Source organism: Rhodovibrio sodomensis (genome assembly GCF_016583645.1).
GTDB classification, from domain to species: Bacteria; Pseudomonadota; Alphaproteobacteria; order Kiloniellales; family Rhodovibrionaceae; genus Rhodovibrio; species Rhodovibrio sodomensis.
The window spans coordinates 1-17,998 of sequence record NZ_NRRL01000045.1 but is presented as its reverse complement, the minus strand read 5'-3'; the positions used below and the strand labels follow the sequence as shown (position 1 = coordinate 17,998).

At 70.8% G+C, this 17,998-nt stretch carries 14 protein-coding genes and 1 pseudogene; 5 read left to right on the top strand and 10 right to left on the bottom strand.

Features of this window, described 5'->3' with window-relative positions; all coding sequences use genetic code 11:
- Positions 1-28 precede the first annotated feature (28 nt).
- The gene (locus tag CKO28_RS15210) at positions 29-1,009 is read left to right on the top strand and encodes a cation diffusion facilitator family transporter (RefSeq protein WP_200341652.1); all 981 of its coding nucleotides are present in this window, start codon (positions 29-31) and stop codon (positions 1,007-1,009) included.
- Between the two features lie 181 nt (positions 1,010-1,190).
- Here the strand turns inward: CKO28_RS15210 and serA are convergent, their stop codons facing one another.
- Positions 1,191-2,771, bottom strand: a complete 1,581-nt coding sequence (gene serA, locus CKO28_RS15205) for a phosphoglycerate dehydrogenase (RefSeq protein ID WP_200341651.1) — start codon at positions 2,769-2,771, stop codon at positions 1,191-1,193.
- 187 nt (positions 2,772-2,958) lie between these two features.
- Complete coding sequence (locus CKO28_RS15200) at positions 2,959-4,131, bottom strand: phosphoserine transaminase (RefSeq protein WP_200341650.1); 1,173 nt, start codon at positions 4,129-4,131, stop codon at positions 2,959-2,961.
- A 687-nt stretch (positions 4,132-4,818) separates the two neighbouring features.
- Here CKO28_RS15200 and CKO28_RS15195 point away from each other — a divergent pair.
- The gene (locus CKO28_RS15195) at positions 4,819-6,600 is read left to right on the top strand and encodes an SLC13 family permease (RefSeq protein WP_200341649.1); all 1,782 of its coding nucleotides are present in this window, start codon (positions 4,819-4,821) and stop codon (positions 6,598-6,600) included.
- 40 nt (positions 6,601-6,640) lie between these two features.
- On the opposite strand, the gene CKO28_RS15190 is transcribed toward CKO28_RS15195, so the two are convergent.
- Together CKO28_RS15190 and CKO28_RS15185 are read right to left on the bottom strand one after the other, a co-directional pair.
- Positions 6,641-6,874, bottom strand: coding sequence for a DUF1127 domain-containing protein (locus tag CKO28_RS15190; RefSeq protein ID WP_200341648.1), 234 nt, complete (start codon positions 6,872-6,874; stop codon positions 6,641-6,643).
- Between the two features lie 240 nt (positions 6,875-7,114).
- On the bottom strand, positions 7,115-7,909 hold the full coding sequence (locus CKO28_RS15185) for a PhzF family phenazine biosynthesis protein (RefSeq protein WP_200341647.1): 795 nt from the start codon (positions 7,907-7,909) through the stop codon (positions 7,115-7,117).
- Between the two features lie 145 nt (positions 7,910-8,054).
- Between CKO28_RS15185 and CKO28_RS15180 the strand changes: the two genes are divergently transcribed.
- Positions 8,055-9,512, top strand: coding sequence for an aminotransferase-like domain-containing protein (locus CKO28_RS15180; RefSeq protein ID WP_200341646.1), 1,458 nt, complete (start codon positions 8,055-8,057; stop codon positions 9,510-9,512).
- Positions 9,513-9,696: 184 nt separating this feature from the next.
- Complete coding sequence (locus tag CKO28_RS15175) at positions 9,697-10,908, top strand: aminomethyl transferase family protein (RefSeq protein ID WP_200341645.1); 1,212 nt, start codon at positions 9,697-9,699, stop codon at positions 10,906-10,908.
- Positions 10,909-10,926: 18 nt separating this feature from the next.
- On the opposite strand, the gene thiD is transcribed toward CKO28_RS15175, so the two are convergent.
- The 6 genes from thiD to CKO28_RS15145 all read right to left on the bottom strand — a co-directional run bounded on the left by thiD (position 10,927) and on the right by CKO28_RS15145 (position 17,460).
- A complete protein-coding gene (thiD, locus tag CKO28_RS15170) occupies positions 10,927-11,739 on the bottom strand; it encodes a bifunctional hydroxymethylpyrimidine kinase/phosphomethylpyrimidine kinase (protein ID WP_242480587.1) in 813 nt (270 codons plus the stop codon).
- A 35-nt stretch (positions 11,740-11,774) separates the two neighbouring features.
- Positions 11,775-13,160: a phosphoglucosamine mutase gene (gene glmM / locus CKO28_RS15165; protein WP_200341644.1), complete on the bottom strand. Its 1,386-nt coding sequence runs from the start codon at positions 13,158-13,160 to the stop codon at positions 11,775-11,777.
- Between the two features lie 125 nt (positions 13,161-13,285).
- Positions 13,286-14,350, bottom strand: a complete 1,065-nt coding sequence (folP, locus tag CKO28_RS15160) for a dihydropteroate synthase (RefSeq protein ID WP_200341643.1) — start codon at positions 14,348-14,350, stop codon at positions 13,286-13,288.
- Positions 14,351-14,523: 173 nt separating this feature from the next.
- Positions 14,524-15,984, bottom strand: coding sequence for a DUF6880 family protein (locus CKO28_RS15155; RefSeq protein WP_200341642.1), 1,461 nt, complete (start codon positions 15,982-15,984; stop codon positions 14,524-14,526).
- A 383-nt stretch (positions 15,985-16,367) separates the two neighbouring features.
- A complete protein-coding gene (locus CKO28_RS15150; protein ID WP_200341641.1) occupies positions 16,368-16,922 on the bottom strand; it encodes a pentapeptide repeat-containing protein in 555 nt (184 codons plus the stop codon).
- Positions 16,923-16,938: 16 nt separating this feature from the next.
- On the bottom strand, positions 16,939-17,460 hold the full coding sequence (locus CKO28_RS15145) for a thioesterase family protein (RefSeq protein ID WP_200341640.1): 522 nt from the start codon (positions 17,458-17,460) through the stop codon (positions 16,939-16,941).
- A 320-nt stretch (positions 17,461-17,780) separates the two neighbouring features.
- Between CKO28_RS15145 and CKO28_RS15140 the strand changes: the two are divergent.
- Positions 17,781-17,998, top strand: a pseudogene (locus CKO28_RS15140) (hypothetical protein); the annotation flags it as partial.

Below are 17,998 nucleotides of genomic sequence, written 5' to 3'. Positions count from 1 at the left end.
GCGGCGGACGGGTCAGGTTGTCGGTGTCATGAGCGAGCAGGCGCACCCACCGCACGACCACGCACACCACGAACACGGCGCCGGCTGCGACCACGAGCATGGCCACGCGCCGCCAGTCGACGCGGACAACCAGCGGCGCGTGTTCTGGGCGATGCTGGTCACCGGCGGGTTCATGGCGGTGGAGGTCGCCGGCGGCCTGATTTCTGGCTCGCTCGCCCTGCTGGCCGATGCCGGCCACATGCTGACCGACACCGCCTCGCTCGCGCTCGCCTGGTTCGCCTTCAAGCTGGGCCGGAAGCCGGCCGACAACGCGCGCTCCTACGGCTATCAGCGCTTCCAGGTGCTGGCGGCATTCGTCAACGGCGCGACCCTGCTGGCGATCGTCGGCTGGATCGCGGTGGAGGCGGTCGGCCGTCTGCTAAACCCGCAGCCGGTGATGGGCGCGACCATGATGGCGGTCGCGGTGCTCGGGCTGGTCGTGAATTTGGTCGCCTTCCGGCTGCTGCACGGCGGCGACCAGCACAACCTGAACCTGCGCGGGGCGGCGCTGCACGTGATGGGCGACCTGCTGGGCTCGGTCGCCGCGATCGCGGCGGGCGTGGTCATCCTGACCACCGGCTGGACCCCGATCGACCCGCTGCTGTCGCTCCTTGTCGCCGGCCTGATCCTGCGCTCGGCCTGGATGCTGGTACGCCAAAGTGGGCACATCCTGCTGGAGGGCACGCCCAGCCACCTGGACATCGAGGAGATCAAGCGCGAGCTGCCCGCCGCCGTGCCGGCGATCTCCGACGTTCACCACGTCCACGCCTGGTCGCTGACGGCCGAGCGGCCGCTGGTCACGCTGCACGCGAACGTGCGCACCGGCGCCGACCACAGCCGCGTGCTGCAGGCGATCAAGACGCACCTGTCGGAACGCTTCGCGGTCGAGCACTCGACCGTGCAGCTGGAACCCGGCCCGTGCGCCGACGACACGCGCGAGGACGGCTGCCGGGACGCCAACAAGCCGTAGGGTGCATGCACCGCACGCCCGGCAATGCGCCGTTACGCCGGGTGAGCGATGAGCAGTTAGAGCAAAATCGATCAAGGTCAGCTCGACCTTCATCGATTTTGCTCTCGTTCGCCGGGCATCTCGGCGGGTTCCCTCTCCGTCGCTGGAAGGAGAGGGAACCCGCCGAAGCGCGCGTCGCCCCTCAGAACTTCAGCGCCTTGGCCTGCTTCACCAGGTCCAGCCCGCGGATCTTGTTCAGCGTCTGCTCGGAGAGCGCGTCGTCGACCTCGATCAGGGCGATCGCGTCGGCGCCGCGGGACTGGCGGCCCAAGTGGAAGGTCGCGATGTTGACGTTGGCCTCCGCCAGCGTGCGCCCGAGCGCGCCGATCAGGCCCGGCTTGTCCTCGTTGGTGATGTAGAGCATGTGCGGGCCCAGTTCGGCCTCGATCGGGATGCCCTTGATCTCGACCAGCCGCGGCTTGTCGCCGCCGAACAGCGTGCCGGCGACCGACCGGGTCTGCCGCTCGGTCTCCACGGTCACGCGCAGCAGGGTCTGATAGTCGCTGTCGCGCTCGTGCTTGACCTCGGACACCGCGATATCGCGCTCGCGTGCGACCACCGGCGCGTTGACCATGTTGACGCTGTCCAGCATCGGCCGCAGCAGCGCCGCGAGCGCGCCCTGGGTGATCGGCCGGGTGTTCAGCCGCGCGACCGCGCCCTCGTACTCGATGTGGATCTTCTCCAGGCCGGTCTCGGTCAGCTGCCCGGCGAACGAGCCGAGCTGCTCGGCCAGTTTCATGTACGGGCCGAGGTGGGCGCTCTCCTCGGCCGTCAGGCTGGGCATGTTGATCGCGTTGGAGATCGCGCCGGTCAGCAGGTAGTCGGCCATCTGCTCGGCGACCTGCACGGCGACCTTCTCCTGGGCTTCCGAGGTGGAGGCGCCCAGGTGCGGCGTGCAGATCGCGTTCTCCTGGTCGAACAGCGGATTATCGCGTGCCGGCTCCTCGTCGTAGACATCGATCGCCGCGCCGGCGACGTGGCCGTCGCGCAGCATCTCCGCGAGCTCCGGCTCGACGATCAGGCCGCCGCGCGCGCAGTTGATGATCCGCACGCCCTTTTTCATTTTCCGCATCGCCGCCTTGTCGATCATGCCCGTGGTCTGCTCGGTCTTGGGCACGTGCAGGGTGATGAAGTCCGCCTCGGCGTACAGGTCTTCCAGGTTCTTGACCCGCCGGATCCCAAGGTCGCGGGCGCGCTCGACCGTCAGGTAGGGGTCGTAGGCCATCACCTTCATGCGCAGGCCGCGCGCACGGTCGGCGACGATCGCGCCGATGTTGCCGCAGCCGATCAGGCCGAGCGTCTTGTTGGTGACCTCGACGCCCTGGAACTTCGACTTCTCCCACTTGCCGGCCTTGGTCGAGGCGTCGGCCTGCGGGATCCGACGGGCCATCGCCAGCATCAGCGAGATCGCGTGCTCGGCCGTGGTCACGGAGTTGCCGCCGGGCGTGTTCATCACCACCACGCCGCGGGCGGTCGCGGCGTCGGTATCGATGTTGTCGACGCCGACGCCGGCGCGGCCGATCACGCGCAGGTCGCCGGCGGCCTCCAGGACGTCGCGCGTCACCTTGGTGGCGGAACGCACCGCCAGCCCGTCGAAGCCGGCCAGCTTCTGCTTCAGCTCCTCGGCGCTGAGACCGGTGGCGACCTCGGTTTCCACGCCGCGCTGGTGGAACACCTCCACCGCGCTGTCGGACATCTTATCGGCGATCAGGACTTTAGGCATCGGAGGAAGGGATCCTGGTTTGTTGCTGAATGAATGAGCACGGCGATTGGCGGCACACCGCCGAACTGATTCCCCGCCTCCATCTGGGAGGAGGGGCTAGGGGAGGAGGGACCACGGGCATAAGCGCCGCGGGCAACCTCCTCTCCCTTACCCTCTCCTCCCAGTGGAGGAGGGGGAACTAGGTTGCCTACGCCGCCATGCGTTCGGACTTGACGGTCTCGAACGCCCAGTCGAGCCACGGCAGCACGGCGGCCATGTCGGACGGCTCGACCGTGGCGCCGCCCCACAGGCGGAGGCCCGCCGGCGCATCGCGGTAGGAGCTGAGGTCCAGGCCGGCGCCGTGCTCCTCGACCAGCGCGCTGACCCGCTTGGCCGCGGTCGCGCGCGCCTCGCCGTCCAGGTTGGTGAACCAGGGATCGACGATCTTGAGGCAGATCGAGGTGCAGGAGCGGGTTGTCGGGTCGGCCGCCAGGAAATCCACCCAGTCGCGGCCATCGACCCAGTCGGCGACCGTCTTGAGGTTCTGCTGCGAGCGCTCGATCAGCCCGTTCAGGCCGCCGATCTGCTCGGCCCACTTGAGCGCGTCGAGGTGATCCTCGACCGCCAGCATGGACGGCGTGTTGATGGTCGAACCCTTGAACAGGTCCTCGTTGAGCTTGCCGCCCTTGGTCATGCGGAACAGCTTGGGCAGCGGCCACGGCGGGGTGTAGCTCTCCAGCCGCTCGACCGCGCGCGGGGAGAGCACCAGCATGCCGTGCTGCGCCTCGCCGCCCAGCACCTTCTGCCAGGACCAGGTGGTGACATCCAGCTTGTCCCAGGGCAGGTCCATGGCGAACACGGCGCTGGTCGCGTCGCACAGCGTCAGGCCGTCGCGATCGGCATCGATCCAGTCGCCGTCCGGGACGCAGACGCCCGAGGTCGTGCCGTTCCAGGTGAACAGCACGTCGCGGTCGCAGTCGACCTGGCTCAGCTCCGGGAGCTCGCCGTAGTCCGCCTCCATCACCCGGCGGTCCTCCAGCTTGAGCTGCTTGACCAGGTCGGTCACCCAGCCCGCGCCGAAGCTTTCCCACGCCAGGATATCGACGCCGCGCTGGCCCAGCATCGACCACATCGCCATCTCGTAGGCGCCGGTGTCGGACGCCGGAACCACGGCGATCCGGTAGTCGTCGGGGATGCCGAGCAGCTTGCGGGAGCGCTCGATCACCTCGTTGATCTTGCCTTTGGCGCCCTTGGCGCGGTGCGACCGGCCGACGGCCGCGTCCTCCAGCGCCGACAGCGACCAGCCCGGGCGCTTGGCGCACGGACCGGAGGAAAAGCGGGGATCGGCCGGACGCGTCTGCGGCGGCGTTGGACCGGTCATGTGTGACCTCCTTCGTCGGTTTCGATAGCCGGGCTCGTTGTCATTCCCGGGCTTGTTGTCATTCGTGGTCTCACAAGAACAGGGGCGCGCGACGGCGCCGCCCGCTGTGTCGAAGGCCCTTTGGTCGACGGGCCCTCTCCCAAAGCTCGCACCGCTGGGCACATCCAGCGCTGGCGGACGGGCATGCGCGGCAACACCGGTTCGGGTTTTCGAGCCGGGCGCGAGATACGGCGAACCTACGGCGCATGCTGCACTGCGTCAACGCGGCCCGCCGCGCGTGCTGCGCTGCAAACCCGCCCCCGGCCGCGCCCCGCGCCGGTGCCGCACCGGCCCATCGGGCCCGGTCCGCGACGCACACCCCCTGCGGCGCACGGCCCCGTATCGCGTGCCATGAGAGCGCTGGACACACCGCGATGCGGCACTTAGAAGCGTTCCCGGTAGTGCCAACGCGGGCGCCCGCCGGGAAGTTCCGCGCGTCAGTGGATCGGCCCTTCGTCGCATGACACAAGACACGGCGAACAACCGCGGTGCGTGCGCGCTCTTGGGCCGCAGGCCGGGCAACGGTACCATCACGATCAGCCGATCTTCCGGCGGCCGCCGGCCGGGCCGGGGCGTCAGCTGGTTCGTCCGCGCAGCCGTCCGCCCGCGCACCCACCCCGCCCCTGCCACCACCTTCGGGACGCCTTCATGACCAGCCAACAGCTTATGCTGTTCGCCATCCTGCTGGGTGCGCTCGTACTGTTCGCCTGGGGGCGCTGGCGCTACGACGTCATCGCCGTGGGCGCGCTGATGGCCTCGGTGCTGGTCGGCGTGGTGCCGGAGGACAAGGCTTTCGAGGGATTCGGGCATCCGGCGGTGATCACGGTCGCGGCGGTGCTGGTGCTGTCGCGCTCGCTGCGCAACTCCGGCCTGATCGAATGGGTTACGCGCGCGCTCAACCCGGCGACCGGGCGGCCCACCACCCACATCATGGCGCTGTCGAGCCTGACCTCGACCTGCTCGGCGTTCATGAACAACGTCGGCGCGATGGCGCTGGTGCTACCGGTGGCCCTGCAGTCGGCCCACCGCGCGGGCCGGGCGGCCAGCCAGATCCTGATGCCGCTGTCGTTCGCCTCGCTGCTGGGGGGCCTGGTGACCCTGATCGGCACGCCGCCCAACATCATCATCTCCAGCTACCGCGCGGAGGAGATGGGCAGCCCGTTCGGCATGTTCGACTTCACCCCGGTCGGCCTGGGCGTCGCGGTCGCCGGCATCCTGTTCGTCAGCCTGATCGGCTGGCGGCTGCTGCCGACCGAACGCCAGGGCCAGACCGAGGGCAGCAAGTCGCTGTTCCAGGTCGAGGACTACATCACCGAGGTGCGCCTGCCCGAGGACAGCCCCTACGTCGGCCGCCGGCTGGTCGACCTGGAAACGGCCGCGCAGGGCGACATCGCGATCGTCGCGCTGATCCGCCGCAAGGACCGAATGCTGGCGCCATCCGGCTATCTGCGCCTGCAGGCCGGCGACATCCTGCTGGTCGAGGGCGATACCAACGCCCTGGAGCGCGTGGTCAAGCAGGCCGGCATGGTGATGGTCGGCGAGGCCGAACTCTCGGCCGAGAACCTGCGGTCCGAGCGGGTCGGCATGGTCGAGGTGGTGGTCACCCCCGGCTCGCGGCTGGAGGGGCGGACGGCGCGCAGCTTGCGCCTGCACACCCGCTACGGCCTGAACCTGCTGGGGGTCGCGCGGCAGGGCCAGCCGATCACCGAGCGGCTGGGCAGCGTCCGGCTGGTCGCCGGCGACGTGCTGCTGCTGCAGGGCGAGCGCGAATCCATGCCGGAGGCGTTCCAGTCGCTCGGCTGCCTGCCGCTCGCCGAGCGCGAGCTGCCGCTGGGCCGCCGCGCGGCCAGCCCGGGCGCCCCGATCATTTTCGCCAGCGCGATCGGGCTCGTCGCCTTCGGCGTCCTGCCCGCGCACATCGCCTTCGTGCTGGCGGTGCTGGTGCAGGTGCTGCTGGGCGAGATCTCGGTGCGCGAGATCTACGAGGCGGTGGAGTGGCCGATCATCGTCCTGCTGGGCGCGATGCTGCCGGTCGGACAGGCGCTGGAGACGACCGGCGGCACCGCGGTGATCGCCGATCCGATCCTGGCGCTGGCGGGCGTGCTGCCTGACTGGGGCATCCTGGCCCTGTTGATGATCACCACGATGTTGCTGTCCGACATCATGAACAACGCCGCCACGGCCGTTCTGATGGCCCCGATCGGGGTGTCGGTCGCGGAGGGCTTGAGCGCCAGCGTCGACCCGTTCCTGATGGGCGTGGCGATCGCCGCCTCCTCGACCTACCTGACGCCGATCGGCCACCAGTCGAACCTGCTGGTCATGGGCCCCGGCGGCTACAAGTTCGGCGACTACTGGCGCATGGGCCTGCCGCTCGACGCCATCATCCTGGTGGTCTCGGTGCCGCTGATCACGTGGGTCTGGCCGCTGTAGCGCGACGGCTCGGACAGACGGTGAGCCACACGCGGGTGGCTCACGGCCGCCAGAACGGCTTGTAGGCTTCGCGCAGGCAGTCCTCGTAGCGGATGCCCATGTCGCGGCGCATCCGCGGCTCCATCGTGCGCAGCGCCGCGCGCGCGCTGGCCCGCTCCTGATAGATCAGCAGGACGTGCCACAGCCGCCCTGGCAGGCGCAGCAGTCCCGCCTTCAGATCGCCGGCGTTCAGCACAGGGATGCTCACAGTGAAGGTCAGTTCCCGGCGTGACATCGCTCTCTCCTTCAGGCCCGCGCGTCGGCGGGGCAGTTGCGTCGTACGAGCGGTTTTCTAGGGCAAGATGCTGAGGACTCACCTTTCAGCTGAATCTTTCCCTAGCTTCGACAAGTCAGAGCTACATTCAGTTCGAAGGCCGTTTCGGCCTTCGAGCATGTAGCTCTAGCGCGCGCCCGTGGTCGCGCTCTATCCGAGTTGTGCACCGAGCGGCGGCGGCCGGCGCCGGTCGACCCAGAGCTAGACGTGCAGGTGTCCCGCGATCACCAGATGGCAGCGTCCGCCGATCGCCACCCGGTCGCCGTCGAGGCGGCAGCTGAGCTCGCCGCCGCGCGCGGAGATCTGTCGGGCCTGCAGCGCCGGGCGGTCCAGCCGCGCCGCCCAGTAGGGGGTGAGCACGGTGTGCGCGGACCCGGTGACCGGGTCCTCGTCGATCCCGGCCTGCGGGGCGAAGAAGCGGGAGACGACGTCCGCGCGCTCGCCCGGCGCGCTCGCGATCACGCCGACGCCGCCCAGCGCCGCAGTCCTGGCCATGTCGGGGACGAGGCCGGCGACCGTCGCCTCCCGGTCGTAGACCGCTAGCCAGAACCCGCCGCTTTGCAGCAGTGCCTCGGGCCGGGCGCCCAGCGCCGCGGCGGCGGCGTCCAGCTGGTCGTCGGCCGGCACCGGCGGGTTGGCCGGAAAGTCCAGGGTGTAGAGGTCGCCCGCGCGGCCCACCGCCAGCCGGCCGCTGCGCGACTCGAACGTCACATTGTCCCGGTCGCCGGCGAGCTCGTTCAGCACGACGAAGCCGCTCGCGAGCGTCGCGTGCCCGCACAGCGCGACCTCGACCGTGGGCGTGAACCAGCGCAGCTCGTAGTCCGCCACGCTGTTCTCCGCCGGCACCAGGAAGGCGGTTTCCGACAGGTTGTTCTCGGCGGCGATCGCCTGCAGCTGGGAATCCTCCAGCCAGCCGTCCAGCGGCACGACGGCCGCCGGATTGCCCTGGAAGCGGGCGGGCGCGAAGGCGTCGACCTGATAGAACGGGAACGGCATGGGGGCCTCCGGATACGCGGTCCACGGGTGATCTGGTGCGCGGTATTGTAACGATACAACTTGCTTTGTATCGAACAATGATCGCTTGATTGTTCGTACATTCATTCATAAAATGCCGTCAATGCTTTTATTGTAGGGGTACATTATGCCGGAACGGCTAACCTGGACACCCGACCTGACCGCCCGCAGCGGGGCGCGCTACCGGGCGATCGCGGATGCGCTCGCGGGCGACATCGACAGCGGCCGGCTGCCGGCCGGCACACGCCTGCCGACCCACCGCGCGCTCGCCCGGGCGCTCGACGTCACGGTCGGCACGGTGACCCGCGCCTACGGCGAGGCGGAACGGCGCGGCCTGGTCGAGGCAACCGTCGGACGCGGCACCTTCGTCCGGGCGGCCACCCCGGAAGCCGCCGACTGGACGCGCCCGGGCGCGCCGCCGACGACCGACCCGGACTCCGCGCTGTGCCTGGAGGACTGCGGCACGGAGAACGTCGCGCCGCAGGGCCAGATCGACCTCAGCGTCAACTACCCGGCGCGCGCCTTCCTCGCCGGCGCACTGCAGCCGGGCCTGGTCGGGCTCGACGCCGATGCCGGCCGCCTGACCGCGCTGGCTGGCTACCAGCCCTCGGTCGGCCGGCCGGAGCACCGCGCCGCGGGCGCCCGCTGGGTCGCGCGGTTCGGCCTGGACGCGCGGGCGCGGGACATCGTGCCGGTGCACGGCACGCAGGGCGGGCTGACGGCCGTGCTGCACGCCCTCGACCGGCCGGGCGACTTGCTGCTGGTGGAGGAACTGACCTGGCCCGGCGTGCACTACATCGCCCGGCAGCACGGCATCCGCCTGGTCACGGTCGCGAGCGACGCCCAGGGCATGCGCCCGGACGCCCTCGCCGAGGCGGCACGGCGCAGCGGCGCGCGCACCGCCTACCTCGTGCCCACGCTGCACAACCCCAGCAACGTCACCATGCCGGACGCCCGGCGCGACGCCCTGATCGAGACCGCGCGGGCGGAAAACCTGACCCTGGTGGAGGACGACATCTACGGCTTCCTGGCCGACAGCCCGCCGGCCCCGCTGGCCGCGCGCGACCCGGACCGCGCGGTCTACGTCACCAGCCTGTCGAAGTGCGTCGCCCCGGGCCTGCGGGTCGGCTTCGTCAAGGCGCCGGAATGGCTGGTGCCGCGGATCGCCCAGGCGGTCGCGGCGGACACGCTGATGGTGTCCGCCCTGCTGCTCGAGATCGCCATGAAGCTGATCGACGTCGGCCACGCCCAGGCGGCCGCCGACGCCCAGCGGCGCGAGGCCGCGGCCCGCCAGCAGATCGCCCGCCGGCTGCTGCCGGTGCGCGAACCCGAGGGCGCCGAGGCGTCGTTCCATGTCTGGCTGCAGCTGCCCGAGGGCTGGCGCGCCAGCAGCTTCACCGCGGAAGCCCGGGCGCGCGGCGTCGCGGTGACCTCCGGCACCGCCTTCCGCGCGGACGGCGGCGATCCCGGCGCGGTCCGGCTGTGCCTGTCCGCGGTCCCGGACCGAGCGCAGCTGGAGACTGGACTTGGCATCATCGCCGACCTGCTGGAACGCCGGCCGGAAGCGGCGATGCCGATGGTGTGACGCCTGCTTGCGCGCCGCCAGGGTGAACCCGATGCGGCCGACGAAATGCGTGCATCGGGCGGCCAAAACCTGCTAAGCCGACCTGCGACCGTTCGACGCGTTGGCTGAGCCGGCGCGTCGTGCCGGCGATCCCGGCGCGCCCCGGGTCGCGCCCGCCCCCGGCTTCAACAAATCGGATGGCCGCATGCCACAGCCGCCCCGAAACGTCCGCTTTGCCGTGCTGCCGCGCGAAAGCGACGCGGCACCAGCGACCGAGTTCGCCCGCACCATGGTGCCGCACCCGCTGGTCTACCAGGAACTGCCGTACGAGCCGGAGTACACGCTGTACAACCGCCGCCTGACCGCGATGAGCATGACCAACATGTCGCGCGACGCGGCCTACTGGAGGCTGCGGCGCCAGGTGATCCTGCGGCACACCGGCGAACTGCCGATCGAGGTCCGCGGTCCGGACGCCGTGCGGCTGCTGAACCGCGTCTTCACCCGGGATGTGGCGAAGACCAAGGTGGGCCGCTGCAGCTATCAAATCGCCTGCTTCCCGGATGGCGGCATGCTGATGGACGGCGTCCTGGTACGCCTATCCGACGACCGCTTCTGGTACGGTCAGGCGGACGGCGACTTGACGCACTGGCTGAAGGCGCACGCGGAGGGCATGGACGTCGCGGTGTTGGACCCGGACGTCTGGATCAGCCAGGTGCAGGGTCCCGACGCGCTGCGGGTCCTGGCGGACGCGGTCGACGGCCCGGTCCCCGAGCCGTTCGGCTATTTCGATGCCGCCTGGGTGAGGATCGCCGGCCAAGACGTGCTGATCACCCGCACCGGCTTCACCAACGAACTCGGCTTCGAATTCTACCTTGATCCGAAGATCGACGCACAAGCGGTCGGGGAGCGTATCCTGGCGGCCGGCAAGCCCTACGGCCTGACGCCGGTCGCCATCGGCGGCGCCCGCCGGATCGAGGGCGGACTGCTGAACGCCGGCTCCGACTTCGACGAGACGGTGACGCCGTTCGCCGCCGGGCTGGGCGCGATGGTCCGGCTGGACAAGGACGCGTTCGTCGGCCAGGCCGCGCTGGCGTCGTGCGACCAGCGTCGGCGCACCTGGGGCCTGCGCACGAGCGGCGGCGTGGCCCGGATCGGCCGCACGCTAAGCCGCGACGGCGCCCCGGTCGGCCGCGTCTGCTCGACCGCGTGGTCGCCGTTCCAGCAATGCGGGGTGGCGATCGTCCGGCTCGACGATCCCGCCCTCGAGCCGGGCACCGAACTGGCCGTGACCTGCTACGACGGCGCCAGCCATCGGGGCGAGGTCTGCGCGCTGCCGATGTACGATCCGCACGGCGAAATCCCGCGCGGGAAAAAGGTCGACATTCCGGAGATCCCGGCGGGCGCCGCGACGTCCTGAAGAACGGGCGACTGCCCCCTACCCGTCGAACCGCGGGATCGCCCAGGCATGGTTGACCGGGCCCTGCCCGCGGCCGAAGCCCGGCGCGTGCGCGAGCGCGCCGCGCAGATAGGCGCGGCCGCGGACCACCGCCTGGCGCAGGTCGAGGCCCTGGGCGAGCCCGGTCGCGATCGCACTGGCGAGCGTGCAGCCGGTCCCATGTGTTTGCTCGGTCGGGATCCGCGGATCGGTGAAGCGTTCCAGGCCGGTCTCGGTTACCAGCATATCGGTCAGCTCGTCGCCGGTCAGGTGCCCGCCCTTCAGCAGGGCGGCCGGCACGCCCAGCGTGAGCAGGGTATTGGCGGCGTGCTCCGCCGCATCGATATCGGGGATCGACAGGCCGGCCAGCTTCTCCGCTTCCGGCAGGTTCGGGGTCAGCAGGGCGGCGTGCGGCAGGATGCTCCGCAGCAGGCTGCGCACCGCCGCCGGGTGCAGCAGGTCGGCGCCGCTCTGCGCCACCATCACGGGATCGACGACGACCGGGATGTCCGGCACCTCGCGCAGGACCTCGGCGACCGCCTCGATCACCTCGGTGCTGTGCAGCATGCCGGTCTTGATGCAGTCCGCGCCCAGGTCGTCCAGGGTGACGCGCATCTGCTGCTGGATGAACGCGGGCTCGACGCCCTGGACGCCGTGGACACCCTGGGTCGTCTGCGCGGTCAGGGCGGTCACCGCGGTCATGGCGAAGCCGCCCAGCGCGGTCACCGTCTTGATGTCCGCCTGCAGGCCCGCACCGCCGCCGGAATCCGACCCGGCGACGATCAGCACGCGTCCTTGCATGCGCTCCGGCATGGCGCTTCCTTCGCAGTTTGCCGCGACCCTGGCTGTTACTCGGCGGCCTTGGTGTGCTTGTCCGTAGCCGCGCGGTCCTCGGCGATCATCTGGATCCGATCGGCCAGCTGGTCGACCAGCCGGTTCACCAGCTCGCCGTCGTCCGCCTCCGCCATCACGCGGATCTTCGGCTCGGTGCCGGAGGCGCGGATCACCAGCCGCCCCTGGTCGGCGAGTTCGTGCTGGGTCGCAGCGATCGCTTCCTGGGCCCGGCTATCCTCCAGCACCGTGCGATCGGCCACGCGCACGCTGGTGAGCTTCTGCGGCACCGGCTCGAACACGCTCAGCGCCTGGCTGGCCGACTGCTGCGTCTCGACCAGCACCGCCAGCACCTGCAGCGCCGCGATCAGGCCGTCGCCGGTGGTGGTGTAGTCGGATAGCACGATATGGCCGGACTGTTCGCCGCCGACGTTGTAGCCGTCCTGGCGCATCCGCTCGACGACGTAGCGGTCGCCGACCGGAGTGCGCACGAGCTTGAGCCCGCGTGCCTTCAGATGGCGCTCCAGGCCCAGGTTGGACATGACAGTGGCGACCAAACCGCCGCCCGACAACGCTCCCTCGGCCTGCATGAAACCGGCGACCAGGCCCATCAGCTGGTCGCCGTCGATCAGCCGCCCGTGCTCGTCGGCCACGATCAGGCGGTCGGCGTCGCCGTCCAACGCCAGGCCGATCTGCGCGCCGTGCGCGGCGACGGCCTGCTGCATCGCTTCCGGTGCCGTCGCGCCGCAGGCTTGGTTGATGTTGAAGCCGTCCGGATCGCAGGCGATCGGCACGACCTCGGCCCCCAGTTCGTAGAACACCCGCGGCGCGACCTTATAGGCCGCGCCGTGGGCGCAATCGACGACGATCTTGAGGCCGTCCAGCCGCAGCCGCCGCGGAAAGGTGCTTTTGACGAACTCGATGTAGCGGCCGTCGGCGTCGTCCAGGCGGCGGGCGCGGCCCAGTTGGTCGGGCGCGGCGCGGCTGCCGTGGACGCCCTGATGCACCCGGCGCTCGATCTCCGCCTCGACCGCGTCGGACAGCTTATAGCCGTCCGGGCCGAACAGCTTGATGCCGTTGTCGGCGAACGGGTTGTGGGAGGCGGAGATGACCACGCCCAGGTCGGCGCGCAGCGAGTGGGTCAGCATCCCGACCGCCGGCGTCGGGATCGGGCCGGTCAGCACCACGTCCATGCCCGCGGCGACGAAGCCGGCGGTCAGCGCCGGCTCCAGCATGTAGCCGGACAGCCGCGTGTCCTTGCCGATCACCACCAGATGCCGGTGGTCGCCGCGGCGGAACTGCTCGCCGGCGGCCATGGCGACGGCCATCGCGGTCTCGGCCGTCACTGGGTCGCGGTTGGCGGTGCCGCGAATGCCGTCGGTGCCGAAAAGCTCGCGGGTCATGCTGCGTCCTTCACTAACATCTGGAATCCCCCGCACAATGGATCGTCCCCTGCCCGGACGCGCCGCGCGCCACTTTAAGGCTGCCTGCCGATGCGCGCAAAGTCCGGCGGCAGCCGGCAGCCGGCTTACGGCCCTGCCGGTGCTTCGGCCAGTTCGCCTGCCTGCCAGACCGCAAGAGCCTGCCGCGTCTCCGCCACGTCATGCACGCGGATCACCTGCACGCCGCGCGACGCCCCCATGACCGCGGCGGCGAGCGAGCCCGGCAATCGGTCCCGGCCCGCGGGCGCGCCGCCGGCCAGCTTACCGATCGTCGACTTGCGCGAGATGCCGAGCAGCACCGGACAGCCCAGCCCCTGGAACAGCGCCACCCGGTTCAGCAGTTCCAGGTTGTGCTGCACCGTCTTGCCGAAACCGATCCCGGGATCGACGACGATCTTGTCCCGACCGATCCCGGCACCGGAGCAGGCATCGACGCGCGCCTTCAGCTCGTCGTAGACGTCCAGCGCGGCGTCGTCGTAGGCCGGGTTCTTCTGCATCGTCTGCGGCGTCCCCTGGATGTGCATCAGGATCACCGGCACATCCAGTTCGGCCGCGGTGGCCATGGCGTCGGCGTCGTGGGTCAGGCCGCTGACGTCGTTGACGATCCGGGCGCCGAGCTGCACCGCCGCGCGCATCACCGGCGCGTTGCGGGTGTCGATCGACACCCGGCAGCCCGCGGCCGCCAGCCGCTCGACCACCGGCCGGATCCGGCGCAGTTCCTCCTCGACCGCGACCGGCTCGGCGCCGGGGCGGGTGGATTCGCCGCCGACATCCAGGATCGTCGCGCCCGCCTGCCACATCGCAAGGCCGTCGGCGACCGCCCGGTCGGCGTCGAACCGCTCGCCACCGTCGGAAAAGCTGTCGGGGGTGCAGTTGATCACGCCCATCACCCGCGGCCGGTCGAAGCCGAGGCCGGCGATCTCCGCGCGCGGGCCGGAGAGCGCGCGCAGCCAGTCGCGCGCGCCGTCGACGCCGACCAGATCCGGGATCGCCAGGAGCTCGCGCCTGACCTGCCACGGCGTCGCCGCATCGCGCCGGGCGACCTCGCAGGCGCCGAAGCGCAAGCCGCCGCCCGCCAAGGGAAGCGCGGACTCCGGGGTCGCCTGCGGCCCGCCGATCCAGGCGGGCGTGAAATACACCTGCTCGCTCATGGCCGGGGGTTATAGGCGCTCGGGGGCGGTCGGAGAAAGAGCGGAGAAATCGCTTCGACGTCCCACCCTTCGACTTAACACTGAGCCGGGCGCGACGCGCCCGTGTCGAGGCGCGCCACCCGGTCTGCGCCTGCCGAAAAGCCGCCGGACCCCGATCGCGCGGACGGCACCGGCTACCCGGCGGCCGCGTCGCTGCGGTCGACGCGCGACCAGAAGCGGGGCTTGCGCGGGTGTTCGGTGCGCAGGCGGGTGACGAACTGCTCGTGGGTCTCGAACGCCTCGTAACTCGCGATCTGGGCGTCCAGGGCCTCCAGTTCGCGGATGTTCTGGGCGGCGTCCGGGTAGCGGCTGGCGCGCGCCAGGGTCAGCGCGTCCTCGATCAGCGCCCGGCGCAGGGCGACCGAGACCAGCGGATAGCTCGGCTCGACGTAGGCAGCCGCGGGCACCAGGACCTCGCGCTGCGGGCGCGCGCCGTCGCCGGTCTGAATCCGGACCAGCCGGGCGGCGTGCTGGAAGGCGAGCCAGGACACCAGGAACGCCAGCGCGTCGGCCCGGGTGGGCCGGCGCTTTTCCAGGAAGGCCCGGGCCGCGCGTTCGCTCTCCGCGTCGTCGGCAACGCCGGCGATGCGCTTGATGTAGGCCTTCAGGTGCGCCGCGCTCGGGGTCGCCGGGAAGGTGGAGAGCCGCAATTCCTGAGCTTCCGCCCAGGCGCCCTTGGTTTCCAGCGCCTCGATCCGGGCGCTGATCCAGTCGTACTCGCCGAAGTAGTGGTTGTCCGCGGTCGGCGGCGCGGAGTCGAGCAGCGCCAGCGCCTCCTGCGCGCGCTCGGCGTCGGCCAGCCGGCGGGCCAGATAGGCCGCGACCCGCGCGCTTCTCATCTCCGCGGTCGTGTAGGTCGAGATCAGACCGTCGACATCCTCCCGGCACTCGTAGACCTCGCGCAGCCGGGCGTTGACCACCGAGACGTTGGGCAGGCCGTACGGCGTGCTCGCCTGGGTCCCGGCCAGGATCGCCTCGCGCTTGGACAACAGTTCGTGCCCGAGCATGGCGAGCCCGGTGTCGCCGAGCGCGTCCGACAGGGTCGTGATCAGCCCGTCGTACAGACCGTACGGGTCGTCCAGGATCAGTTGCACGATCGTGCGTGCCAGCTGGCTGGAGCGGATGCGCGCCGCCTCCGCGATCGGGCCGAGGTCGCAGCAGGCCTTGTAGAACACGTGGGCGACGCGCCCGTCGGCGTCGTCGACGTTAGCCATCACCTCGGCATGCATGTCGATGAAGCGCAGCAGCAAATCGAACGCGGCGTCGGGCGCCTGCGCGGCAAGCGTGTCGACGATCGCCTCGCGTTCCGCCTCCAGCTCGTTGACCAGCCGCCGCGGCTTGTGCCGGATCTCGTGCCGGCTGCCCGGCTGCAGGACCAGCTCAAGGCGCCCGCGGATATCCTGCGCCAGCGCCTCGACGCCGCGCTGCGCGGCCAGCTCGGTCTGCAGGCGCCGGCGCAGCTGGCGGTTGCGGGTCGACTGCTCGGCCAGGATGCGCGCCAGCCGCTGCGCGTCCAGCTTGGTCAGGTTGGCTTCCGTGACCGCGGTCTCGGGAATCAGATGGCTGCCGCCGGCGGGCTGGTCGGGACGCGTCATCACACACCTCCCGGACCGCGGGCGGCGCCCGTCGCCGGCCGGCCGCGCGGCTCCGGGCCCCGCCCGTGCCGGCTGGTTCCTCCTGCGTGCAAGCGGGAATCCCGGCCCTGGTGTGCCTCGGAGACGGACGCCATTAAGGCTCCCAACCACGTTCAACGTGACATTATCGAGGCGCCGCCAACCGGACTTTCACGCGGCCGGCGGCGGCCCGTCAATGTTTTCGGCTGGGGGCATGTTACCCGCGACGTTCGGTCCCGTCACGGGGCACCGGTGCACCCGCCGATCCAACCGGCCCGCCCAGCGTGCGCGCCGCCGTACGCACGGCGCGCGTACGCACGTACGACCCGGTCCGGCATTGGCGGCCAGCCTCGGGGCCGGGGCCGCTACATGCACCGACCGATCGACCCCTCGGAGCAGACGTAGTTGCCGTCGGTCCAGGTGGCGCCCGACAAATCGGCGTTGGTGAAGCTGGCCCCGCCCAGCTGGGCGTCGGTCATGTCCACCCCGCGCAGGTTGGCGCTGTAGAACTCGACGGCGCGCAGATCGGCGCCGACGAACGAGGCGTTTTCGGCTTGCGCCCGCGAAAAGTCGGACTGGTAGAGTTCGGCGTTGGTGAAGTTGGCGCCGGTCACGTCGGCGGAGATGAATTTGGTATTGTAGGCCTCCACGCCCGACAGGTTCGCCCCCGACAGGTCGGCGCGCAGGAAGGTGGCCCCGCGCAGCCGGGCCTCCGTCAGGTTCACCCCCGACAGGTCGCCCCGGTCGAAACTGCAGTCGCTGTAGTCCACACCCGGGATCGGTGGATCGGTGCAGTCGGCGAGCGCCGGACCGGCCCAGGCGAGCGCGGCCCAGCCGACCGCTCCGGCGAGCAGCCGGCGGCGCAGGCGCGCGTGATCGGAAACGGCGGCGGTGTCGGCGGGGCGGCGGCGGTGGGACATGCGGACTAGCGGGTCTTCAACCTGGTGTGGACGGCCCCTTTGCGGGGACGCCGCGAACGGCACGGCCGGCCTCCTCGGGCCAGCCGGCGGCCGCATCGTGTTGGCGCTTGAGCCGGTCGAGGCGGCCGGCGATCTCCGCCGGCATCTCCGCGACCCGGCGGACGTTGAGGTCGACGTAAAGGTCGAGGACTTCCTGCGTGGCGGCAAGCGCCCCGGTGGCCTCGTCATACATCCGCTGGAACAGATGCACGCGCTTGGCGTCGAATGCCAGCAGCTGCGTCTCGACCCGGGCCCGCGCCCCCTCGACCAACTCGCGGGCATAGATGATATGGGCTTCCGCGGCGAAGATGGAACCGCCGGTCGTCGCCCGGTGGTCCGGCGTCAGACCGGCGGTTTCCAGGAACCCGTCGACCGCGTGGTCGAAGATCAGGGTGTAGTAGGCGACGTTGAGATGGCCGTTGTAGTCGATCCAGTCCGCCCGAACGCGTTCGCGGTGGAGATGCAGGCCCTGGCTTGGCGGATCGCTCGAGGCGCTCATGGCGGGGCGGCGGATCCCTGAAAGGTGCAGCGCCGCCCCAAGTCGCCTCCACGCGGACGTGGCGGCCGGCGGGCGCCGCGATCGGCGCGACGCTCAGCACTGGCACGCTTGACCGCCCCGATCAAGCCGGCGGAAGTGTCAGGCTCACTTCACGTCATGCTTAGTTGACCCACAGGGTCGGGCATCGTTAGGGTTTCTACCCGTAAACAAGGTCGCGACCGGACTTGCCGGCGAAGCGGCCAGACGGGCTCCGATCACGCGCCGCCGGGTCGGAAGGCGCCCGTTTCTCGAGACCGCCTGTCCCCGGGAGGCTGACGCGCATGAGCGCCGCGCCGGACGACGCCACGCCCACCACCGCCGAGCCCGACGCCGCCGAACCGGACTCCATCGAGACGGAGTCGGGCGCCCAGGTCCCCGCGAGCGGCTGCAACGACAGCCGGGTGATCAAGCAGCGGGGTCAGCACGAGGTATTTTGCGGGCTGACCGGGATCATCTGGCTGCACCGCAAGATCCAGGACGCGTTCTTTCTGATCGTGGG

What these genes read in the sequence shown, in the direction of transcription:
- CKO28_RS15180 (WP_200341646.1), top strand. Translation starts at nt 8,055, where the DNA reads ATGCCGGAACGGCTAACCTGGACACCCGACCTGACCGCCCGCAGCGGG.
- CKO28_RS15190 (WP_200341648.1), bottom strand. Translation starts at nt 6,874, where the DNA reads ATGTCACGCCGGGAACTGACCTTCACTGTGAGCATCCCTGTGCTGAAC.
- CKO28_RS15200 (WP_200341650.1), bottom strand. Translation starts at nt 4,131, where the DNA reads ATGACCGGTCCAACGCCGCCGCAGACGCGTCCGGCCGATCCCCGCTTT.
- glmM (WP_200341644.1), bottom strand. Translation starts at nt 13,160, where the DNA reads ATGACCCGCGAGCTTTTCGGCACCGACGGCATTCGCGGCACCGCCAAC.
- thiD (WP_242480587.1), bottom strand. Translation starts at nt 11,739, where the DNA reads ATGCCGGAGCGCATGCAAGGACGCGTGCTGATCGTCGCCGGGTCGGAT.
- CKO28_RS15185 (WP_200341647.1), bottom strand. Translation starts at nt 7,909, where the DNA reads ATGCCGTTCCCGTTCTATCAGGTCGACGCCTTCGCGCCCGCCCGCTTC.
- CKO28_RS15155 (WP_200341642.1), bottom strand. Translation starts at nt 15,984, where the DNA reads ATGACGCGTCCCGACCAGCCCGCCGGCGGCAGCCATCTGATTCCCGAG.
- CKO28_RS15145 (WP_200341640.1), bottom strand. Translation starts at nt 17,460, where the DNA reads ATGAGCGCCTCGAGCGATCCGCCAAGCCAGGGCCTGCATCTCCACCGC.
- serA (WP_200341651.1), bottom strand. Translation starts at nt 2,771, where the DNA reads ATGCCTAAAGTCCTGATCGCCGATAAGATGTCCGACAGCGCGGTGGAG.
- folP (WP_200341643.1), bottom strand. Translation starts at nt 14,350, where the DNA reads ATGAGCGAGCAGGTGTATTTCACGCCCGCCTGGATCGGCGGGCCGCAG.
- CKO28_RS15210 (WP_200341652.1), top strand. Translation starts at nt 29, where the DNA reads ATGAGCGAGCAGGCGCACCCACCGCACGACCACGCACACCACGAACAC.
- CKO28_RS15175 (WP_200341645.1), top strand. Translation starts at nt 9,697, where the DNA reads ATGCCACAGCCGCCCCGAAACGTCCGCTTTGCCGTGCTGCCGCGCGAA.
- CKO28_RS15150 (WP_200341641.1), bottom strand. Translation starts at nt 16,922, where the DNA reads ATGTCCCACCGCCGCCGCCCCGCCGACACCGCCGCCGTTTCCGATCAC.
- CKO28_RS15195 (WP_200341649.1), top strand. Translation starts at nt 4,819, where the DNA reads ATGACCAGCCAACAGCTTATGCTGTTCGCCATCCTGCTGGGTGCGCTC.